Origin of the sequence: Nostoc sphaeroides (assembly GCF_003443655.1) — a bacterium.
GTDB lineage: Bacteria > Cyanobacteriota > Cyanobacteriia > Cyanobacteriales > Nostocaceae > Nostoc > Nostoc sphaeroides.
In genome coordinates this window covers 2,560,437-2,577,841 of record NZ_CP031941.1, presented here as the reverse complement: position 1 = coordinate 2,577,841, position 17,405 = coordinate 2,560,437, and the positions used below count along the sequence as shown (strand labels likewise).

The 17,405-nt window shown below is 42.3% G+C and carries 13 protein-coding genes and 1 pseudogene; 3 read left to right on the top strand and 11 right to left on the bottom strand.

The window, feature by feature from the left end; all coding sequences use genetic code 11:
- The first annotated feature begins 373 nt into the window (after positions 1 to 373).
- Entirely contained in the window at positions 374 to 1,198 is an 825-nt protein-coding gene (locus D1367_RS11495; protein ID WP_118166580.1) for a DUF928 domain-containing protein, read from the top strand.
- Positions 1,199 to 1,471: 273 nt separating this feature from the next.
- On the opposite strand, the gene D1367_RS11490 is transcribed toward D1367_RS11495, so the two are convergent.
- The 8 genes and pseudogenes from D1367_RS11490 to D1367_RS11455 form a co-directional block, all read right to left on the bottom strand.
- Entirely contained in the window at positions 1,472 to 2,620 is a 1,149-nt protein-coding gene (locus tag D1367_RS11490) for an AI-2E family transporter (RefSeq protein ID WP_118166579.1), read from the bottom strand.
- A 78-nt stretch (positions 2,621 to 2,698) separates the two neighbouring features.
- A complete protein-coding gene (locus D1367_RS11485; protein WP_118166578.1) occupies positions 2,699 to 2,902 on the bottom strand; it encodes a hypothetical protein in 204 nt (67 codons plus the stop codon).
- Positions 2,903 to 3,015: 113 nt separating this feature from the next.
- Positions 3,016 to 3,576, bottom strand: a complete 561-nt coding sequence (locus D1367_RS11480; protein WP_118166577.1) for a Uma2 family endonuclease — start codon at positions 3,574 to 3,576, stop codon at positions 3,016 to 3,018.
- A 158-nt stretch (positions 3,577 to 3,734) separates the two neighbouring features.
- A complete protein-coding gene (locus tag D1367_RS11475) occupies positions 3,735 to 7,223 on the bottom strand; it encodes a pentapeptide repeat-containing protein (RefSeq protein ID WP_118166576.1) in 3,489 nt (1,162 codons plus the stop codon).
- Between the two features lie 363 nt (positions 7,224 to 7,586).
- Positions 7,587 to 7,835, bottom strand: a complete 249-nt coding sequence (locus tag D1367_RS30720; protein WP_181985145.1) for a hypothetical protein — start codon at positions 7,833 to 7,835, stop codon at positions 7,587 to 7,589.
- 277 nt (positions 7,836 to 8,112) lie between these two features.
- Positions 8,113 to 9,879 (bottom strand): WD40 repeat domain-containing protein, encoded by a 1,767-nt coding sequence (locus D1367_RS11465; protein ID WP_118166574.1) that lies wholly within the window; start codon positions 9,877 to 9,879, stop codon positions 8,113 to 8,115.
- A gap of 332 nt (positions 9,880 to 10,211) precedes the next feature.
- Positions 10,212 to 11,749 (bottom strand): annotated as a pseudogene (locus D1367_RS11460) (FAD-dependent oxidoreductase).
- 204 nt (positions 11,750 to 11,953) lie between these two features.
- Positions 11,954 to 12,349, bottom strand: a complete 396-nt coding sequence (locus tag D1367_RS11455; RefSeq protein ID WP_118166573.1) for a hypothetical protein — start codon at positions 12,347 to 12,349, stop codon at positions 11,954 to 11,956.
- 327 nt (positions 12,350 to 12,676) lie between these two features.
- Between D1367_RS11455 and D1367_RS11450 the strand changes: the two genes are divergently transcribed.
- A complete protein-coding gene (locus D1367_RS11450) occupies positions 12,677 to 13,657 on the top strand; it encodes an alpha/beta hydrolase family protein (RefSeq protein ID WP_118166572.1) in 981 nt (326 codons plus the stop codon).
- 11 nt (positions 13,658 to 13,668) lie between these two features.
- Positions 13,669 to 14,346: an SDR family oxidoreductase gene (locus D1367_RS11445; RefSeq protein ID WP_118166571.1), complete on the top strand. Its 678-nt coding sequence runs from the start codon at positions 13,669 to 13,671 to the stop codon at positions 14,344 to 14,346.
- A 1-nt stretch (position 14,347) separates the two neighbouring features.
- On the opposite strand, the gene D1367_RS11440 is transcribed toward D1367_RS11445, so the two are convergent.
- The 3 genes from D1367_RS11440 to D1367_RS11430 form a co-directional block, all read right to left on the bottom strand.
- Positions 14,348 to 15,400: an aromatic ring-hydroxylating oxygenase subunit alpha gene (locus tag D1367_RS11440; protein WP_118166570.1), complete on the bottom strand. Its 1,053-nt coding sequence runs from the start codon at positions 15,398 to 15,400 to the stop codon at positions 14,348 to 14,350.
- A 182-nt stretch (positions 15,401 to 15,582) separates the two neighbouring features.
- The gene (locus tag D1367_RS11435; protein WP_118171340.1) at positions 15,583 to 16,020 is read right to left on the bottom strand and encodes a secondary thiamine-phosphate synthase enzyme YjbQ; all 438 of its coding nucleotides are present in this window, start codon (positions 16,018 to 16,020) and stop codon (positions 15,583 to 15,585) included.
- A gap of 132 nt (positions 16,021 to 16,152) precedes the next feature.
- Positions 16,153 to 17,319 (bottom strand): pyridoxal phosphate-dependent aminotransferase, encoded by a 1,167-nt coding sequence (locus D1367_RS11430; RefSeq protein ID WP_118166569.1) that lies wholly within the window; start codon positions 17,317 to 17,319, stop codon positions 16,153 to 16,155.
- Positions 17,320 to 17,405: the final 86 nt, after the last annotated feature.

Here is a 17,405-nt window from a genome sequence, read left to right as displayed (position 1 = left end):
GTGGCGCTATTAGTCGGGGATTCAAACCCACCACTGAATTGTTGCACCACCAAATCTAAGATTTGTTGGGGGTGCAAAAACGCCGGTTATTCAGAGGCTCTCTAGGAGACGCTAGGCGTAGCTTGTTTCCCTGTAAGGGTACGCGTAGCGTCTCCTAGAGAAGGCTTTACACTACGTTCGCAAAGCGTCTCGCAGAGAAGCACCGCTTTTTCTGTCAGAAGACCTTTCCTGTATTCTGACGACTGATGCTTTTATTCTGTTCGATAATTTCATTTTTGGAGTTTACTAGGGAATGGGGAAAGATTTTTTTATGAAATTTTTGGATAACCAGTAGATAATTTTATAAGGTTTGCATACTTAAGGGAAGGTTTTTATGAAGTCAAATTCACAACAGATAAAACTGTTTTTAGTAGTAGCTTTTAGCTGCACCAGTTTACTAGTTAGCCTGACTCCAGTACTGGCAAAACCAATTGCTTCTTCACCTAGCGATGATCGCCCTAGTGCTAAAACGAATCTTGCTCAAGCCACAGCCTTTAATCAACCCTCACTTCCATCTGGCCCCCCTCCTGGAGGTCGCGTTCGTGGTGGAGCGAAGCGCGACGGCGGGGATGCATGTCCAGTTCCTATTAGTAAAACTGACCTGACTGCTTTAGTGCCCTTTACTGAAGAACCTAACTCAGTGATTAATGTCTGGGGACAGACAACGGTAGAACACCCAAGTTGGTTTTTCTATGTGCCGTATACCAAAGATTTGCCCTATGCAGTTAAATTTGTGCTGCAAGATGAGGGCTTGAACGAGATTTACCAAGAAGCGATCGCTCTACCAGATAAACCAGGAGTCATTCGCGTTTCTCTGCCTACCACTGCTCCTACCTTGGCACTAAACAAACAATATCGCTGGTTTTTAACCGTTAACTGTGAGCAGCGACATAATTCTACCCTGACTTTTGTCGAAGGGGTAATACAACGAATCGAACTCAAACCAGCCGCGATCAAACAGCTAGAAACTACAGAACCTCTAGAGCGCTATGCTATCTATGCCCAAAATGGGATATGGTACGAGGCACTGACGACACTGGCCCAACTGCGCGATCAAAATCCTAAAGATGCAAGACTACAAGCAGAGTGGCGGAATTTGTTAAGCAGCATCCGCTTAGATGATATTGCAGCAGAACCAATTGTTTCGGAAAAACCTTAAACTAATAAACAAATTCCCAGAGCAACTAAGTAGGTAACCATAATTAAACATAAAATTAAATCCTAGTTGGTAGTGGTCGATTTATCGCTCACTACCAACTAGGATTTTCAGAACTAAAATCTAAAATTGACTAACTTAGGTTGACTGTTGACTGTTGACTGTTGACTGTTGACTGTTGACTGTTGACTGTTGACTGTTGACTGTTGACTCGTGAACCGTCAACGGTCAACAGTCAACAATAGCAATGGAATATTTTTTTACTTGGAAGTCCCTTTAATCTTCTTTTTGGAAGATATCATCATCAATGCGTCCCTCCCGATTAATATCGGGATTTTCTGCTGTCCAATTATCATCTGCTCCCAGATCAGGAACCATCACAAGCTCAGTTTCTTTTGTATGGTTATTCCCCCATTCATCCAAAACATCTTTGATCAGTACTTCTTGCAACCAAATCTTAGCGACAACAGTCAGAGGTAGCGCCAGAAATAATCCTAAAAAGCCGAAGAAAGTGACGAAAAATAGTTGGGCAATTAAGGTTATGGCTGGCAGCAACGAAACTTGCTGTGCCATTACAATTGGCGTGATGAAATTACTCTCAACCTGTTGTATAAAAAAGTAGAGAATTAAGACAGCGATCGCTTTCCAAGGTTCATCCAAGAAGGCGATCGCCATTGCTGGTATTACACTCATCGTGGGGCCAAGATTGGGAATTAAGTTAAAAAATCCCGCTAAAACCGCTAAAGCTAGTGCTGCCTTTACATGCAAAATTGATAAGCCAATCAGACTCATCAGCCCTACTACACAAATGGCAATGAAAGCGCCTGTAATCCATCCCTCCAAAGAGACTTCACATTTATCTAAAATCCCATCTACCCGCCGCCGATAAAATGAGGGGAAAAGCCGCACAAATACTTTGCGGTAAGCCACGGGGTCGGCTAAAATCATTCCTGTTAAAACCAACACTAGCAAAATCTTCAGGACAACTTCCAAAGAGCCAGATACAAAGGCGAAGGAGTTTCCGAGTAGCCGATTGACGAAGGGCTGTACTTGTTGGATGAGGCTGTTGATATCTGGGATGTAAGGAACTAACTGGTTAGGAATACGAGTTCTCAGGGCATCAAGCCAACCATTAAAGCGCTCAAACCCTTTAGGAACCTGATTGGTTAGTTCTTGAAACTGCTGGGCAAATGGCGGCACAATTAGCCAGAAAAAGCCCACGACACCTGCAAAAAAGATAGCTACTGCTAGGAGGACGGCGAATCCACGTTTCATCCCAAAGCGTTGGAAGCGTTTCGCTAGCCGATTTAAGGTTGTGGCTAACACAACTGCGGCAAACATGAGCAAAAGCACATCCCGAATTTGCCACAGGATGTATAAAGAAAGAAGTATGGCGATTAAGCCGATCCATTGACCGAGGTTCACAGGCTAACTCCCAACGGTTGGCGAGATGCAATTTTTTGCTAATTCAGCTAGATTAACTGATTTTAGTAACTTGTGCGTCTATGGTTTGAGTGAATTTTGTTTCTGTGCTTGGAATCGCCACAGTAGCGCGATCGCCATAATTGCGATCGGCAACAATACTATAATCAGCGCGTTGGTTGCTGTGGCCGGAATTGATAGGCTTGGCCCTGCATATTTAATTAATACCGATAACAAAGCTGAGAGTAAAAGCAGTTTCAGAACAAATACTAGTTGATTTTGCATAAAAGTACGGCATACAAATTTTTGTGGTACATACGAAGCGCTGTACCGTCCAGTTTCTACAATAAACCTACAGATACAATCCTTTGCAACTTTCTTTGGGAAATGCGATCGCTTTAGGTCAAACTCAACCAGCCAAAAACTTGTTCTACAGTCAGTTTCAATTCGATACCGTCAAGGATGGGTAATTTATCAGCACCTTCGTATAATTCCACTCGCTGTCCAGGAAAAATCCCTAGCACACTTTCGTCTTCAGGGTTGATTAACCAGCCTAATTCAGTACCATTGCGCGAACAATGCAATAATTTACTCAACACTTTTTTTAATCTTTGATCTGGGGAAAGAATCTCAATTACCCAGTCAGGATGAATTTCAAAGCGATTAACAATTCTCCCAGTTGGAGTTTTAGGAATTTTATCCCAGCGAAACACAGAGACATCAGGGACGATAGAAGCACCGCCGAAGGTACAGCGTAGTTCTGGCAAAGCCAAAGCAATTTTTTGACTTCTAGCTATGCTGTTAATTGTTTCGCAAAGAGTAGCTTGGAGCAAGCTATGTTCACCTTGGGGCATTGGTTTTTGAATGATTTCTCCATTGAGAAAATCTGATGCTGGTTCAGTTTCCGGCAGTTTGAGGAAATCGTCTAAAGTTAGTTGGGGTTGAATTGCGATCGCCATAAGTAAATAGCATAAAGGGGATAGTTTTATTATGGGCGTGCGATCGCCTAATAGAGTTCGGTTAAGCCAAGAGACGCGATAAATCGCCGTCTTTACAATAATCAGCCCTTTGTAGAGACGGCGATTTATCGCGTCTTTGTCTAATTACGAATTACGAATTAACCTAAATCCTCAGTTTTCCGCAGCTCCTCCAATTCCTCTGGCGTGAGAGGATTATTGCCTAACTTCAGTGCTTCTATCCAGCGTAGCCGTCGCTGCTCCACAGAGTAATCAAGGGCGCCACTGTCTACAGCAACCTGAAAGTCTTCTAATGCCCCTGCCAAATCGCCAGTCAAAACTCTAGCCAGCCCCCGACTGTCTTGATATCTTTTATTGTCAGGGTCTAAAGTAACAGCTTTTTCACCGAGGGGGAGAAAAGCCTTAGCATAGCCGTGTAAACAGCCAACCCAGCAGAAGCTATTCCAAAATTCAGCAGAGTTTCTCAAACTAGGGTCAAATATTTGGGCTTGCTTGAAAGCTTCATTTGCTTCTTTAATTTTGCCTTCTCTTAGCCAACTGATGCCCTGCCTCCAGGAAACAGCAGCCGCAAAAGCTTTGTCTTGGGCTAACTCTGGAGATACGCCTACTGCTTCATGCAGCCCTTTTGCATTGAGCCATTTTGTGTTGCTATTCCATAGAAGTGCTTCAAGGTCGGCACAGCTGAGGTCGGCACCGCTGAGGTCGGCACCCCTGAGGTCGGCACCCCTGAGGTTGGCACCCCTGAGGTTGGCACGGCTGAGGTTGGCACGGCTGAGGTTGGCACCGCTGAGGTTGGCACCGCTGAGGTTGGCACCGCTGAGGTTGGCACCGCTGAGGTTGGCACCCCTGAGGTTGGCACCGCTGAGGTCGGCACGGCTGAGGTCGGCACCCCTGAGGTTGGCACCCCTGAGGTAGGCACCGCTGAGGTCGGCACCGCTGAGGTTGGCACCCCTGAGGTCGGCACCCCTGAGGTTGGCACCCCTGAGGTTGGCACCCCTGAGGTAGGCACCCCTGAGGTCGGCATAGCTGAGGTAGGCACCCCTGAGGTCGGCAAGGCTGAGGTCGGCACCGCTGAGGTCGGCACCGCTGAGGTCGGCACGGCTGAGGTTGGCACGGCTGAGGTCGGCACCCCTGAGAAATAATCTTAAGTTTTCTATAAAAGCAGAGACACTCAGGCAGTGACTGTAACCGATAATACGCAGCAAGCGTTCTGAGTCAAATTGAGCGGTATTAAGTTTACCGCAGGGGTGAAAGCTGATTTTGTCCTTGAGGTCGTCTTTGATTTGGGCATAGCGATGCAACTCTAACAGCACAATCATCACATTCAACCCTGTATACACATCCACTTGACGCAATCCCAACTGAATTTCTCGCTCTGGCAATTGCTCTTTCAATTGTTTTTTCTTTATCTGAGGCAGGTTTCCATCTTCTGCATCAATAAATTCGCCATCGCACCAACCGAAGTAGAATTCCTCTAATCTTTGGAACAGGCTATACAAGCGTTCCACCTCTTTAAATTTTGAACTCTCAGCCAACAACCCCATCAAATATTCCACAATCTCACGGGTTAAATTACCATACCCCAATAAATCGTAAATCTGTCTATTCATTACCTCCGGTAAAACTGAGTATTCTTCGCGCTGACGCTTGATTTTTTCCTTCCTTGTCCAATTTACAAAGCTTTCTAGTAACCGTTCCGCGAATAAAAACTCGCTAAAACTCTTGTGGATAAACTCAACAGAGCCGCCTTTATCACCTGAAGCTGGTTTAATATAAAATGCCGTCAACAAATTATTGAGTAGCTTATCTGGTTGATTTTTTTGGGAGCTATTCTCCTGTCTGGCATCCTGAATTAACTTTGCTGCTGGGTTGTTGCTGTTTTTGAGCCGTGCTTCTAACATCGTCACTCTCGCAGATTCATTCCCAGACTGCACCACACACAAAGCAGCTTCGGTGAGAAATTGCCGCAAATCTTCGCTCTCCAATTCAGTCAAGCGGGAGTTATGATTCTGATTTTCACTCTTACGCTGTTCTTCTAGTACCCACTTCACCGATTCGTCATAGATGCGGATTTTTGCCTTAATAGCGTCTGCACCTGCAAACATTTCGACGTTGAGATGCTTGTCTCGGTGCATCCGCGCCAGTAAATAGAGCAGTAAAGGTTCTCGTGCTAGTTTATTTTTGACTTCATCAGGGCAAGCCTGCAAAAATTCTTCAAACTCACTCTTGTTAACTTGAGCCGCAACTGACCATTTTTCCAGCCATGTTTGTTGAATTGAGTTATTCATTGGCTGAAGTTCGACGCGCTTCAAGCTTTTGGTTTGTGAAAGCACGCGCTCAATTCCTTGCAGCGCTAGGGGACGACCGGTAACTAAAAACTGATGATGGCAAAAGCGGTCTTTTTGATACTGTTCCACCTGTTCTAAAAATTCCTTTAAGCCGCCAGTTGCTCGTCCTTCCAGCAACAACTCATCAAACCCATCCAGTAAAAATAAAAAGCGAGTATTTTTATCGGTCAGCCAGCCTGAATCACTGGTGACAAAATCAAGGTGTTGTAAATAGTTCTCTAAAGTATCAGTTAAGTTATCTTTTAGTACGCGCAAATCCCGCAACCGAATCAGAATTGGGGTAAAGCTGGGATGCAATTCGCGCTGTACCCAATCGGCAAACATCCGACAAAAGACACTTTTCCCCCGTCCGGCTTCGCCCTGAATAAATAAAACTTGTTTGTGTTTCGGGTCTGGGTCATTCAGTATTGCCTTAACCCACGCTTCCAATTCAACATTTGCATCGTCCTTGGCATCCAGTTCTTTGACTTGCAAAGGTACATACAAATCCCGAAAGGTAATATGGGTTTCATCAAAAATCTTTTCTTCTGGCTTTGGTTTAATTACCTGTTCTAAATAATCTTCAATATTCATATTTTTCTCTAGCTTTTCTTTGCCTCCGGCGCTATACCATTTCCAAAGTTTGTCCGCTTTCTCTCCGACTTCTACCAATGCGTCTTGCATATTTTCATCGGTGTGACGCGCTACCCGTTCAGTTAAGGTTTTTGCTTCTGTCTCGGATAATCCCGCTTCTTGCAAGCGTTGCTGTAAAATCTGATTAAATGATTCTGCTAGTTGAGATTCGTGAAAATAGAGAATAGCTTTTTTTACTTCCCGCTCATCAAACTCTTGCTCACCTAATTTCTGAATCTGCAAAGCTAAAGTCTTAGAAGCTTCACCGTTTTGATCAATTTTATTAAGTAATTCCGAATCTTGTTTGAGAATATCCTGAAAGCTATCTATGTAAGCAGCCTGACTAACTAGTAGCACACAGTTTTCTAAACTTGGCTCTTTGTTGGTTGCATCAATAATCAACTTTAGTATAGTAATGGCGACGGGTGCAAAGGGAATTATTTCTTTGGTAATTTGACCGAGAGGAGAATTAAATACATCTAATAGTGACGAAATCTGTTCTACATAAGGTTTGAAGTTTTGAACATTGAGTTTTTGCTCTTTAATTGCTTTTGCCAAATCAAGTACGGCTTTAGCAGCTTCGGCTCCAGTCTTTGTTACCTCTACGCCTTGTCCCCAGTTCAAATCCTTAATGTTTTGCCAAAACTTCCAGGGTTTCGTCATCGCCATAGATTATTCTCCAATACCATCAATTTGGTAAAAATGCACCTGTATGGCGCTTATCGTTTGTATACCATAGAATTTGACCTCACTCCAAACCTCTCTCCTTTTAGGAGAGAGGCTTTGAGTCTTACTCCCCAACGCTAGAAGGGAAGGGGTTGGGGGTTAGGTCTTTATTGCACTCAACTGAGAACCGCTATATTACTTAACTCATAGTCAACCAGCTAAAAACTTGTTTAACTGTCAGTTTTAACTCGGTATCTGTGAGTGTAGGCAACTGATAAGCTATTGTATATAATTTCACTCACTACTTGGAAACGCTGTTAGCAGAGTTTTAAGTTTCACGCAGAGGCGCAGAAACGCAGAGAGTTTTTAAATTTTGTTGTTGATGAGTATCAAAGACTCATTAATGGGGTTCAAAGACTCTTTAATGGAGTTCAAAGACTCTTTAATGGGGTTCAAAGACTCTTTAATGGAGTTCAAAGACTCTTTAATGGAGTTCAAAGACTCTTTAATGGAGTTCAAAGACTCTTTAATGGAGTTCAAAGACTCTTTAATGGAGTTCAAAGGCTCATTAATGGAGTTCAGAGACTCATTAATGGAGTTTAGAGGTGGATTCATCCAGTTCAAAGACTCGTTACAATACGGTTTCGGTTAACGTGTTTAGTCCTCGAAGATCCCCCCAACCCCCCTTAAGAAGGGGGGCTTCTGACCCTTTTTTACCCCCTTTTTAAGGGGGTCGCCACAGGCGGGGGGATTCTTATCCGAACCGTATTGAGACTCGTTGACGGAGTTCAAAATGGATGAACAGACGCGATTAATCGCGTCTCTACTAAGGGACTTTCGTGAAAATAAAGTACCAGTAAACCGGGTTTTGACACTATTAACCCGCAGAACCCTAACTTCGTTGCCAAATTTTAATAGTCTTATCTAAACTCCCGCTAACCAACATCTCACCGGAAGCTGTGAAAGCTAATGCTGTGACTATATGAGTATGACCTGTAAATGTACCCAGCAATTCCCCAGTTTGTAAATGCCACAACTTAATGGTTTTATCAGCACTACCGCTAGCAATTATTTGACCATCGGGACTTAATGCGATCGCATATACTCTATCTCTATGTCCTTTGAGAGTATGCAGTAATTCCCCAGTCTCCAATTGCCAAACTTTAATCGTTTGATCCCAGCTACCACTCACCAGCATTTTACCATCTGCACTAATCGCCAAGGAACGCACGATATGAGAATGACCCATGAGGGTATGCAGTGGTTGTGCATCCTTTAAACTTTTTATCCCCGTCTGGGGTAAGGTGCGCCAGACTTTAATTTTGCGATAGCTACCTGTAACTAAAGTTTCCCCGTCTCGACTTAAAACCAGGGAATGAGCAGCTGTATCATCTAAAGAGAGTGCGATCGCAACCTGACGTTGCATCAAATCCCAAAACAGAATTTTTCGATCATCTCCGCCTGTCGCTAACATTCTCCCATCTGGGGTAAAGGCTGCACACCGCACTACCCCATTATGTTTGTGCAAAATATCTATCAAGTCTAAAGCGCCTACATGCCAAAGCTTAATTGTGGAATCTGCACCGCAACTAACTAAAGTCTGTCCATCTGAACTAAAAGCCAGGGAATTCACTTCATCCACCAGCCCAGATATCACCCAAGGATACTCTGATAATGTCTCTATTAATTCACCCTTGCTTAAATCCCAGAGTTTCGTTTCTCCCCGACTACCACTTGCCAATATGGGTAAAGCTTTGCCATTATTACACCCGGAACTGAAAGCTAGGCAATTAATACCTCTGGTGTGTCCTTGCAAAGTTTGCCAGCATTCCCAGTCACCGACTATGCCCTTGAGGCAATGCTCTGATGGTAGAGTTTGTATTGTATGTGCGATCGCTAAATCATGAATTAATGGCAACGTGTCTTTTTTACCAACAAGTGATTCTAAATACCAACTCAACCCCCCCGCATACAACAAGTGACTCGGATTAATGTAGAGTTTTGGTTCAGTAAGTTCAATTTGATTTGCAGGTAAAAAGCCTGTAATTATGCTCTGCTTTTCGTCGTATCCTAGCTTATCTGTGGATGGATAAAACAAACACAGAAAAATTAATACTTGGTGCTTTCTTAAATCTTCTTGAGTAACCGACCACCTAATTTTGTCTTTCTTAATACCATTAAAACTTTCACCATCAGCAACATAAACTTGAACACTTAGCTGAGGATTATCTTTTAGTACATAAGAAAATTTGCTTTCGCTACACAAACTTCCCTCATCATCTAAAACCATGTTTTCTACGGCATCTTGTGACACCTTTTTTACCAATTTCCCCAAGCGTTCAGTTATCACCCGGTCAACAATATACTCTCGCAAAAGATAATCTTGGGCTTGTTGTTGGAAGTATTTAGGAAAAGGTATCGTCCAGTCAGGAGGTTCAGGATATTCAGGCGGCGTTGGCGGTGGGTTTTTGGCAAGAACTTCTGCTTGTTGGCGAGAAAGTTCTTGGAGTCTAGCCAATGGCTCACCCCAAAAAGCCATAATTTCCGTGTGACAACCTTTTACTTGACTTTCCAGCAAAGATAAGTCATAAGTTTTAGGTTTTTTCACACGTTGAAGGAAGTCAGCTTGTTGAGATTTGAGTAAGCTAATCCAATCCATCTGCATTCCTGCGGCAAACTATTGCATACCTACGGTAAGCTATACCAATGCAATTACTCAAGTTTATAACCTTAGTTAATTAAAAATACAGTAATTTTTAGTAGTCTAATAAAACACAGCAATTAGCAGATGTTTCCGTGAAAGATAGAGATTATTGCACTTAGACATTTCATAAACTGATGCAGTTGAAGTATATAGAATTAAATGATGTCAGTCAATTCTAACGGAGATGGAGAGCGAGATACTGTTTCTAAGAAAACAGTTATAGCCGCAAAGGAAAGTTTAATGTGAGACGGATTTCAAAGGTTGCGGTAAGTTAAGTCAACAAATCCCTACATAAAAAGAACGTAGTTCTGACTAGCTTTCAATACTAAAGCCAACAACCCAAAAAGAAGGATTGTACCGAGTATATAAAGGGTCTTGGTGGTACGTTGAACCATAACCCAGATTTGCTGGTAGGAAAGTTGATGATTCTGGATGAGAAAGAATGCTGGAGGATTAAATATGAAAGGTAGTAACCGACTAAGTAAAAGTCGCAGAAAAAAGTTGACATACCACACCAACCTGCCAAGCGAGTTTTGGTTATACTGCCAAGGATAAGCAGTTTGGGCAAGGTATACCAAGGCTTTTGTATCAGGTAAGCGCAAAGATTCGTATAAAGGCAAACTACGCGAAAGTTCGTCGTTACTTTGAGAAAGTGCCTCATTCAGAATGTACACATCCTCCAATGCTGAATTTACCCCTTGTCCGATATCTGGAGGAAAGCAGTGAATGGCATCTCCTAAAAGTACAATTCCAGCAGATGAAGACTGGGGTATCTCAAGACATGCTTGTTCGGGGATTAACAAAAAGTGTAATCCAGAACAGTATTGAGGAATGGGGAAGTAACCGCCTTCACTTTTAGCAAATCTCTCAGCTTCTTCGGGTGATACTATTTGACGTATAGGCAATTGTGGGAAAGCGTTTTCCAAAAAATTGTACAGTTCCTCAGAGTTTTTCAATTCCCATATTTGGTGGTCTGGGTATTTAATAATATTTGCAGAACGGGGTTCATCTGGGTTTTTAAGTGGCAATATGCCAAGAGAAACAGAACGCTTGCGACCTCGCAAAGCCCCACGAATTGCGTATGCTACAGTACTCACGGCGTGTTCGTTACCACTACTAACTAGAGGAAAATTTGGCGGCAGGGTTAAAACTTTATATCTCAGACACGAACTGTGCGAGGGAAAAAGCTTCATCTCAAATTTGTCTGATGTAGGTTTATCCCACTCTTTTAAGGTGTTGCGGACGATGGAGTGAAGACCATCACAACCAACCAAAAGATAAGGTTTAAATGTGACAACACTGCCGTTCTCTGTGTGGACGAAAACTTCTAAATTTTCCTGCTTTGAGTTATTTATAACCTTTTTGTTGATTTGCACACATTTTGCATTGAACAAGACAGTGATGCGGTCTTGCCAATTTTGTTCAATTTCCTGATATAACAAAAGGACAAATGCTCTGCGTGGCAGCCAATAGGCAGTTTTTCGGTTTGGATTTACAGTAGGTAATTTAGATGTTTTGCTACTGCCGTCTGGTTTAATCTGCGTTAATAAAAATTCCGTACTTGGAACGCTAATTTCTGATAGCTTATCCGTAAGTCCGAGAAAGTCCGTGAATTTTTGACCTCGACCATCAATTTGATAATTGAATGACTTGTCAGGTTCATAGTAATCAGCAGTGGCACGTTGTTCCAAAACTGTAATATTTATCCAACCACGTTTAGCCAGCATTAATGCAGTGGCAAGTCCAGCAGGCCCCCACCAACAATCAATACATTTTGACGAAAATTATTACTTTCCTTTTGCGTAAACAATTCTTCAGTCACCATAAGCCACAAAAACGGGGTAGTGTATCTTACTAATAAGCTACTTAAAAACCAGGAAATAGCATTACGAATTACGAATTAGGGACTTCCAAGTAAAAAAATATTCCATTGCTATTGTTCACTGTTGACCGTTGACGGTTCACGGGTTTTCAGTCAACAGTCAACGACTTTAATGTGGAATAATTTATTTTTTGGAGTTCAATTATTTTAACCTTTGCGTTTTGGTTGTCTGGGTGTAGTACTTACATCAGAGGAGTCGCCAAAAGTATCTCTAGCCTCAATCTGTTTAATTTTCATTTGCAAATTCAAGTCATCACTGCTAACAATTGTTTCTAAATTTGCTAATCTTTGCTCTAACAGTTCTATTTGCTGCTGTTGCAAATAGTTAGTTTTTGATTTTTGCTCATCAGAACGCCAAACAGCAACCGTACCAACAGCTGCACCACCAATTGCAACTAAAGGAAGAATAGCACCGCTTCTAGTAACGGCTGACAGTGGGACGCAAACTCCGAGAATGGCGACTGTAATTACCCAAATTCTTGTGGTGGCAGATAATCTAACATCCTGGTATTGTTCTAGATTTGTTTGAGATTTTTTAGCCATAAATTTATCCTTGAAGTTTATCCTTGAAAACTTATTTGCTAGATTGGCACAATTGTTTATTACACAATACTTACTGCAATCAGCTGTAAATAGAATTATTGTACTAATATTTTTTATTACCAGTAGGTAAACATAATTCAACGTAAAATACCAATCAGCGAAATAATTTTCCTGACTCCTATACAGACGTGATTAATTGCGTCTCTACTGCTACCTTCTTCCTTCTACTTAGTTACTTCGTTATTTTAGATCATTAGATTTTGCTTGCGAGGAGCAGTTGTACACTGAGAGGAAGATTTTATTGAAGTCATAGCAAGGAAGGTACAGATGACAGTTCGTGCTTTTTTTGAAGCTGCCAAAGTTGAGGGTGTCCAGTCACCTTACGATACCATTCACTTGAAAATTCTCTATCCAGCACAGATACCGGATCAGTTAGAAAAAGGTAGGGTAATTGAGCCAGCTAATCCAGAAAAGGCACCTTTTCCAGTAGTGATTTTCTTCAATGGCTATAACTGTGATGCTCAACAATACCAATGGTTAGCGGTTAAATTGGCTGAACGTGGATTGGTAGTGGTTCTCTTTAATTGGATTACCGAAAATCTACCCGGCGTAATTAGCCTCACACCTGGGGTTGATTTTGAAAAGATGAAACCCACAATTTATCCTACTGCTCCCACAGCTTTGGCTTTGCCAGCACTCCTAACTAAACTCGAACAGTTACAAAATCAAGGAGTTTTAGCAGGAATGTTGGATTTGCAAAGGATCATTCTCGGTGGACACTCTGCGGGTGGTTTAGTATCGCTCACAAATGCTGACCGTCGGTTTTTCCCTGGAGTTGTTGCATCTTTTTCTTATGGCGCAAGTAGCAGAGGACTTTTAATCATAGGGTATGAGCCAGGAACTATCTTGCCTTTACCAGATTCCCTACCACTGCTACTGATGGGAGGAACCCGTGATGGATTCATGCTTACCAGTAGCGAACTCTATGATGTAAGTCCTGGGGATGCTACTATCCCAGTTGCACGTACATTCCAAGAAGCAATTGCTGGGGGACGAAATGATAGCTATCTGGTAATCTTAGAGGGAGCAAATCACTTTTCGATAGTTGATGAGCCAGACTCTACTACAGTTACACCTTCTCTTGACTTAAAAGCTACTCAATCCCAAGAAAACTTACGTTTGCTGATGAGTGAAATTATTGGTCTGTTTATTGACACTTATGTTCGCCACCAGCCAGAAGCATCCCAGGAGCTTGAGCAATTATTGAATAGTGCCAATCCTCTGATAAAATCCTTTGAGCGTAAATAGTTAAATTTATTATGACAAGTGCATCTTATATTTTTCTGGCTGGAGCAAGTCGCGGTGTTGGTCGAGAAATTGCTCAATATCTCACAGCGCAACAGCTAAAGGTAAGAGCTTTCTCGAGAACAGCAGCAGTTGCTAGTGAACTAGAAAAAATCGGTATTGAGGTAGTTCAAGGAGATGCCTTGAATGTTGGCGATGTAGAACGCGCCATGCTTACAGATGAACCTATTCACACTGTTATCAGTACAATTGGCGGTTTACCATCTGATGTAGAAAGACCCGATTACCCTGGTAATAAAAATCTGATTGATGCAGCAGTTAAAGCTGGGGTGCAAAAGTTTATTCTTGTATCTTCCATTGGTGCTGGCAATAGTGTTGTTGCTGCGTCACCCCAAGTTTTAGCGGTACTGGGAAAAGTTTTAGCTGAGAAAGACAAAGCTGAACAACACTTAATTGCCAGTGGACTCACCTATACAATCATCCGTCCTGGTGGACTAAAGTCAGAACCAGCAACGGGTAATGGCGTTTTGACTGAAGATCCGCACATTATTGGTAGCATAAATCGTGCAGATGTCGCCCAGTTAGTTGTTCGCTGTTTAAATAGCGATGCCACCAATAATAAAATCTTGTCAGCAGTAGACCGAAATATGCTGTTTGGACAAAGAGAATTTGCAGAATTTACTTTGCAGTAATTTAAGCACGCCACCGGAGTATTTGACCCTTAACAGGATTTACAAATTCTCGTCCTTCAGCCACAGATTTAGCATACTCTCGCTTCAGCTGGTAATACCACTGCGCCTGCATATCTGAGTCTTTAATCAGCCGTAGCACAGGATTATATTTCAAACCAATCTGCTGCTTTTCTACAACCGTTCGGTCTTGTCCAATGAAAGTCCGCGCCAACACATGTAACAGTGGTTTGAAAAATCCTACCCAAGGAAGTGTCCAGTAAAGAGCAAAAGTTACCTCAGTTTCTATGTCTGAAATCGGTGTAACTGCCGTCAAATTAACGACTCGATGGTTGCCAATTGTGGTTTCTTCGATTCTGACTCCAGGTAAACGAAAAGAAATCTCCGTTTCCGGCACACCACCGCCAATCAGCCAGTATAATCTGCCTCCATTTGCTGGTAATCGGTGTCGTCGCATCGTAAAGCCGTAGGGCGAAGCATCGAATTGCTTCACTTCTTCGTGCAGTTTTTCACTTCGCCACCACCAAGCGCGATGAACATAAGGTGAATGAGCCGGGTCCATCAGACCTACTACTGCATGATCTATAAAACAAGGGAATTTTACCACCTCTACGAATTGATGAGAGCGATCGCCAAACCCTGGAATTACCGGAATCTCTATCTCAGAAGCAGGTTGAGGGTTATCGGGATCGGCTATATATATCCAGATATTCCCTTGGGCTTCCCGGATTGCATAAGACTTTACGTCGAAGCGCCTCAAATCCATCTGCTGTTCCTCTACAAGAGATGGTATTGCAGTGCAGCGTCCACTCGGATCAAAGCGCCAACCGTGGTAACAGCATTCTACTTCTTGTCCATTGAATCTACCACAACTCAAGGGCACACCACGATGGGGACAAATGTCTGTCATCGCCGAGACTTTACCATCCTGGCTGCGAACTAGCAGCACTGGTTCTCCCAAGAAAATGCGGCTGATCATCATACCTGGCTTAATCTGATTACTAGGCAGAGCATAGTACCAAGTATTACGTAATACAAAGTTATCGTTATTTTTCATCACTAATTGCGTCTGCCTTTGTCACAACGAAAGTTCTGGTTTGTGGAAAGGAAGGTTATGCTTAGAAACATTCTTTCAGGTTTTAACTGCTGTAGGTAAATTTAACTAATCTACTTGTTGGTCGCGTTCGTAATTCTCTCAGATTTAGGTTGCTTTGAGAGGATTACAGGTGTGAAGTTGCATTATTCACCAGAAACTTGGAAAAATACCGTTCTTTTGCGCGGCCCATCCAACTCAAAAAACAATACAGATTGCCAGGTTCCCAGAGCTAATTTACCATCCACAATGGGAATTATCTCACTAGTTGTCAGCATCATTGCCATTAAATGAGAGTGAGCATTAATTGGCTCATCTTCCGGGACATCTCTTAAATGCAAGTCATTATGCAAATATCTGTCTGATTCAGGTGCTAATTTTTGCAAGAACACTTTTATATCTTCTAATAATCTAACTTCATCTTCGTTGATAGCTAAAGCTGTGGTTGTGTGTCGAGAAAATACTAAAAGTTGTCCATTTTTAATTGATGTTGAAGTAAGAAAATCTTGGATTTGTGATGTTATATTATGAATATTAATTTTTGGTTCAGTTTCAATTTCAATTAACTTATTAATAATTGGCATCTCTTCAATTTTATATTTGGAATTATCAACGAGGTACGCCAACACAGTTTAACGTTCTCATAAATTAAATATCAACTCTTAACAGACGCGATTAATCGCGTCTCTACAAAACAGACGCGATTAATCGCGTCTCTACAAAACAATAGTTTCCAAACCTTGTACTAATCTTTCTATACCATCTTTTGCTGTATCTTTTTGCAGCGCACCGTAGGCAACGCGGAGATAGCATCCGTCATCCATACCAAAGGTTGTACCTGGAATGACTGCTATTTTATGTTCCTGGATTAGTCTTTTAACTAACTCCAAAGCATCCATCTGAGTATTAACTTTGAGGAAAAAATAGAAAGCGCCATTGGCAGGTGTAATACTACATAAACCTTGTAGGCGGTTAAGGGAGTCGAGTACTAATTGTCGAACTTGAGCGATCGCCTCTATATTACTCTCCAAATACTCCGCTTTTGCTTGCAATGCCCCTAAAGCTGCATATTGGGAAATTACTGGCGGACAAATCAAAATTGTATCCTGGACTTGTTTGACGGAAACAAATAAGTGTTTGGGAATCACCATGTAGCCAATGCGCCAACTGGCAAAACCGTATGCTTTGGAAAGGCTAAAAAGAGAAATGGTGTACTCGCTACTACTCTCAAATGCACCAGGGGAAACATGTTTGACCCCGTTATAGGTAAAGTATTCATAGGCTTCATCGCTGATATGGTAAATGCCGCGAGTGCTACAAATTTGATTTACTTGGTGCAATGCAGCTTCAGAATAGACAACTCCAGTCGGGTTATTTGGTGAAATTGTTACCACAGCCCGCGTTTTGGGGGTAATTGCTTGAGCGATCGCATCTGGGCGCAGTTGGTAATTTTCATCTGTCGCCACTAACACTGCACGACAACCAGCCATTGCGATCGCCATTTCGTGGTTGAAATAGTAGGGCGTATTCAGAATAATTTCATCGCCTGGGTTAGTTATGGCAAGAATGGCATTCATAAATGCCATATTGCTCCCGGCTGTCACCACAATACAATTTTCCCCATTGATTTCAATGCCGTTGAAGGTTTGCAATTTTTCTGCAAGTGCTGTCAGCAACGGGGGAATTCCTTCAACTGATTTGTATAAATTATTAGCGGGTTCGGCTAAAAATTTGGGTAAAAGTTCTATCGCTTCCGGTGGTGGATTGTAAGAAACAACACCCTGTCCTAGAGAGATTGTTCCAGGAGAGTTTTTTATCAGTTCCCCAACCACAGGAATAATTGGCGACTGTACCGCCTGCATACGAGAGGTTAGGGATTCCATATTTCCTTGCCTATCTACTTACCTGGATTTAGTATCCCTTAATAGGGGACACTCGACTAGTACACCTTGGTGGAAATAAACTACTG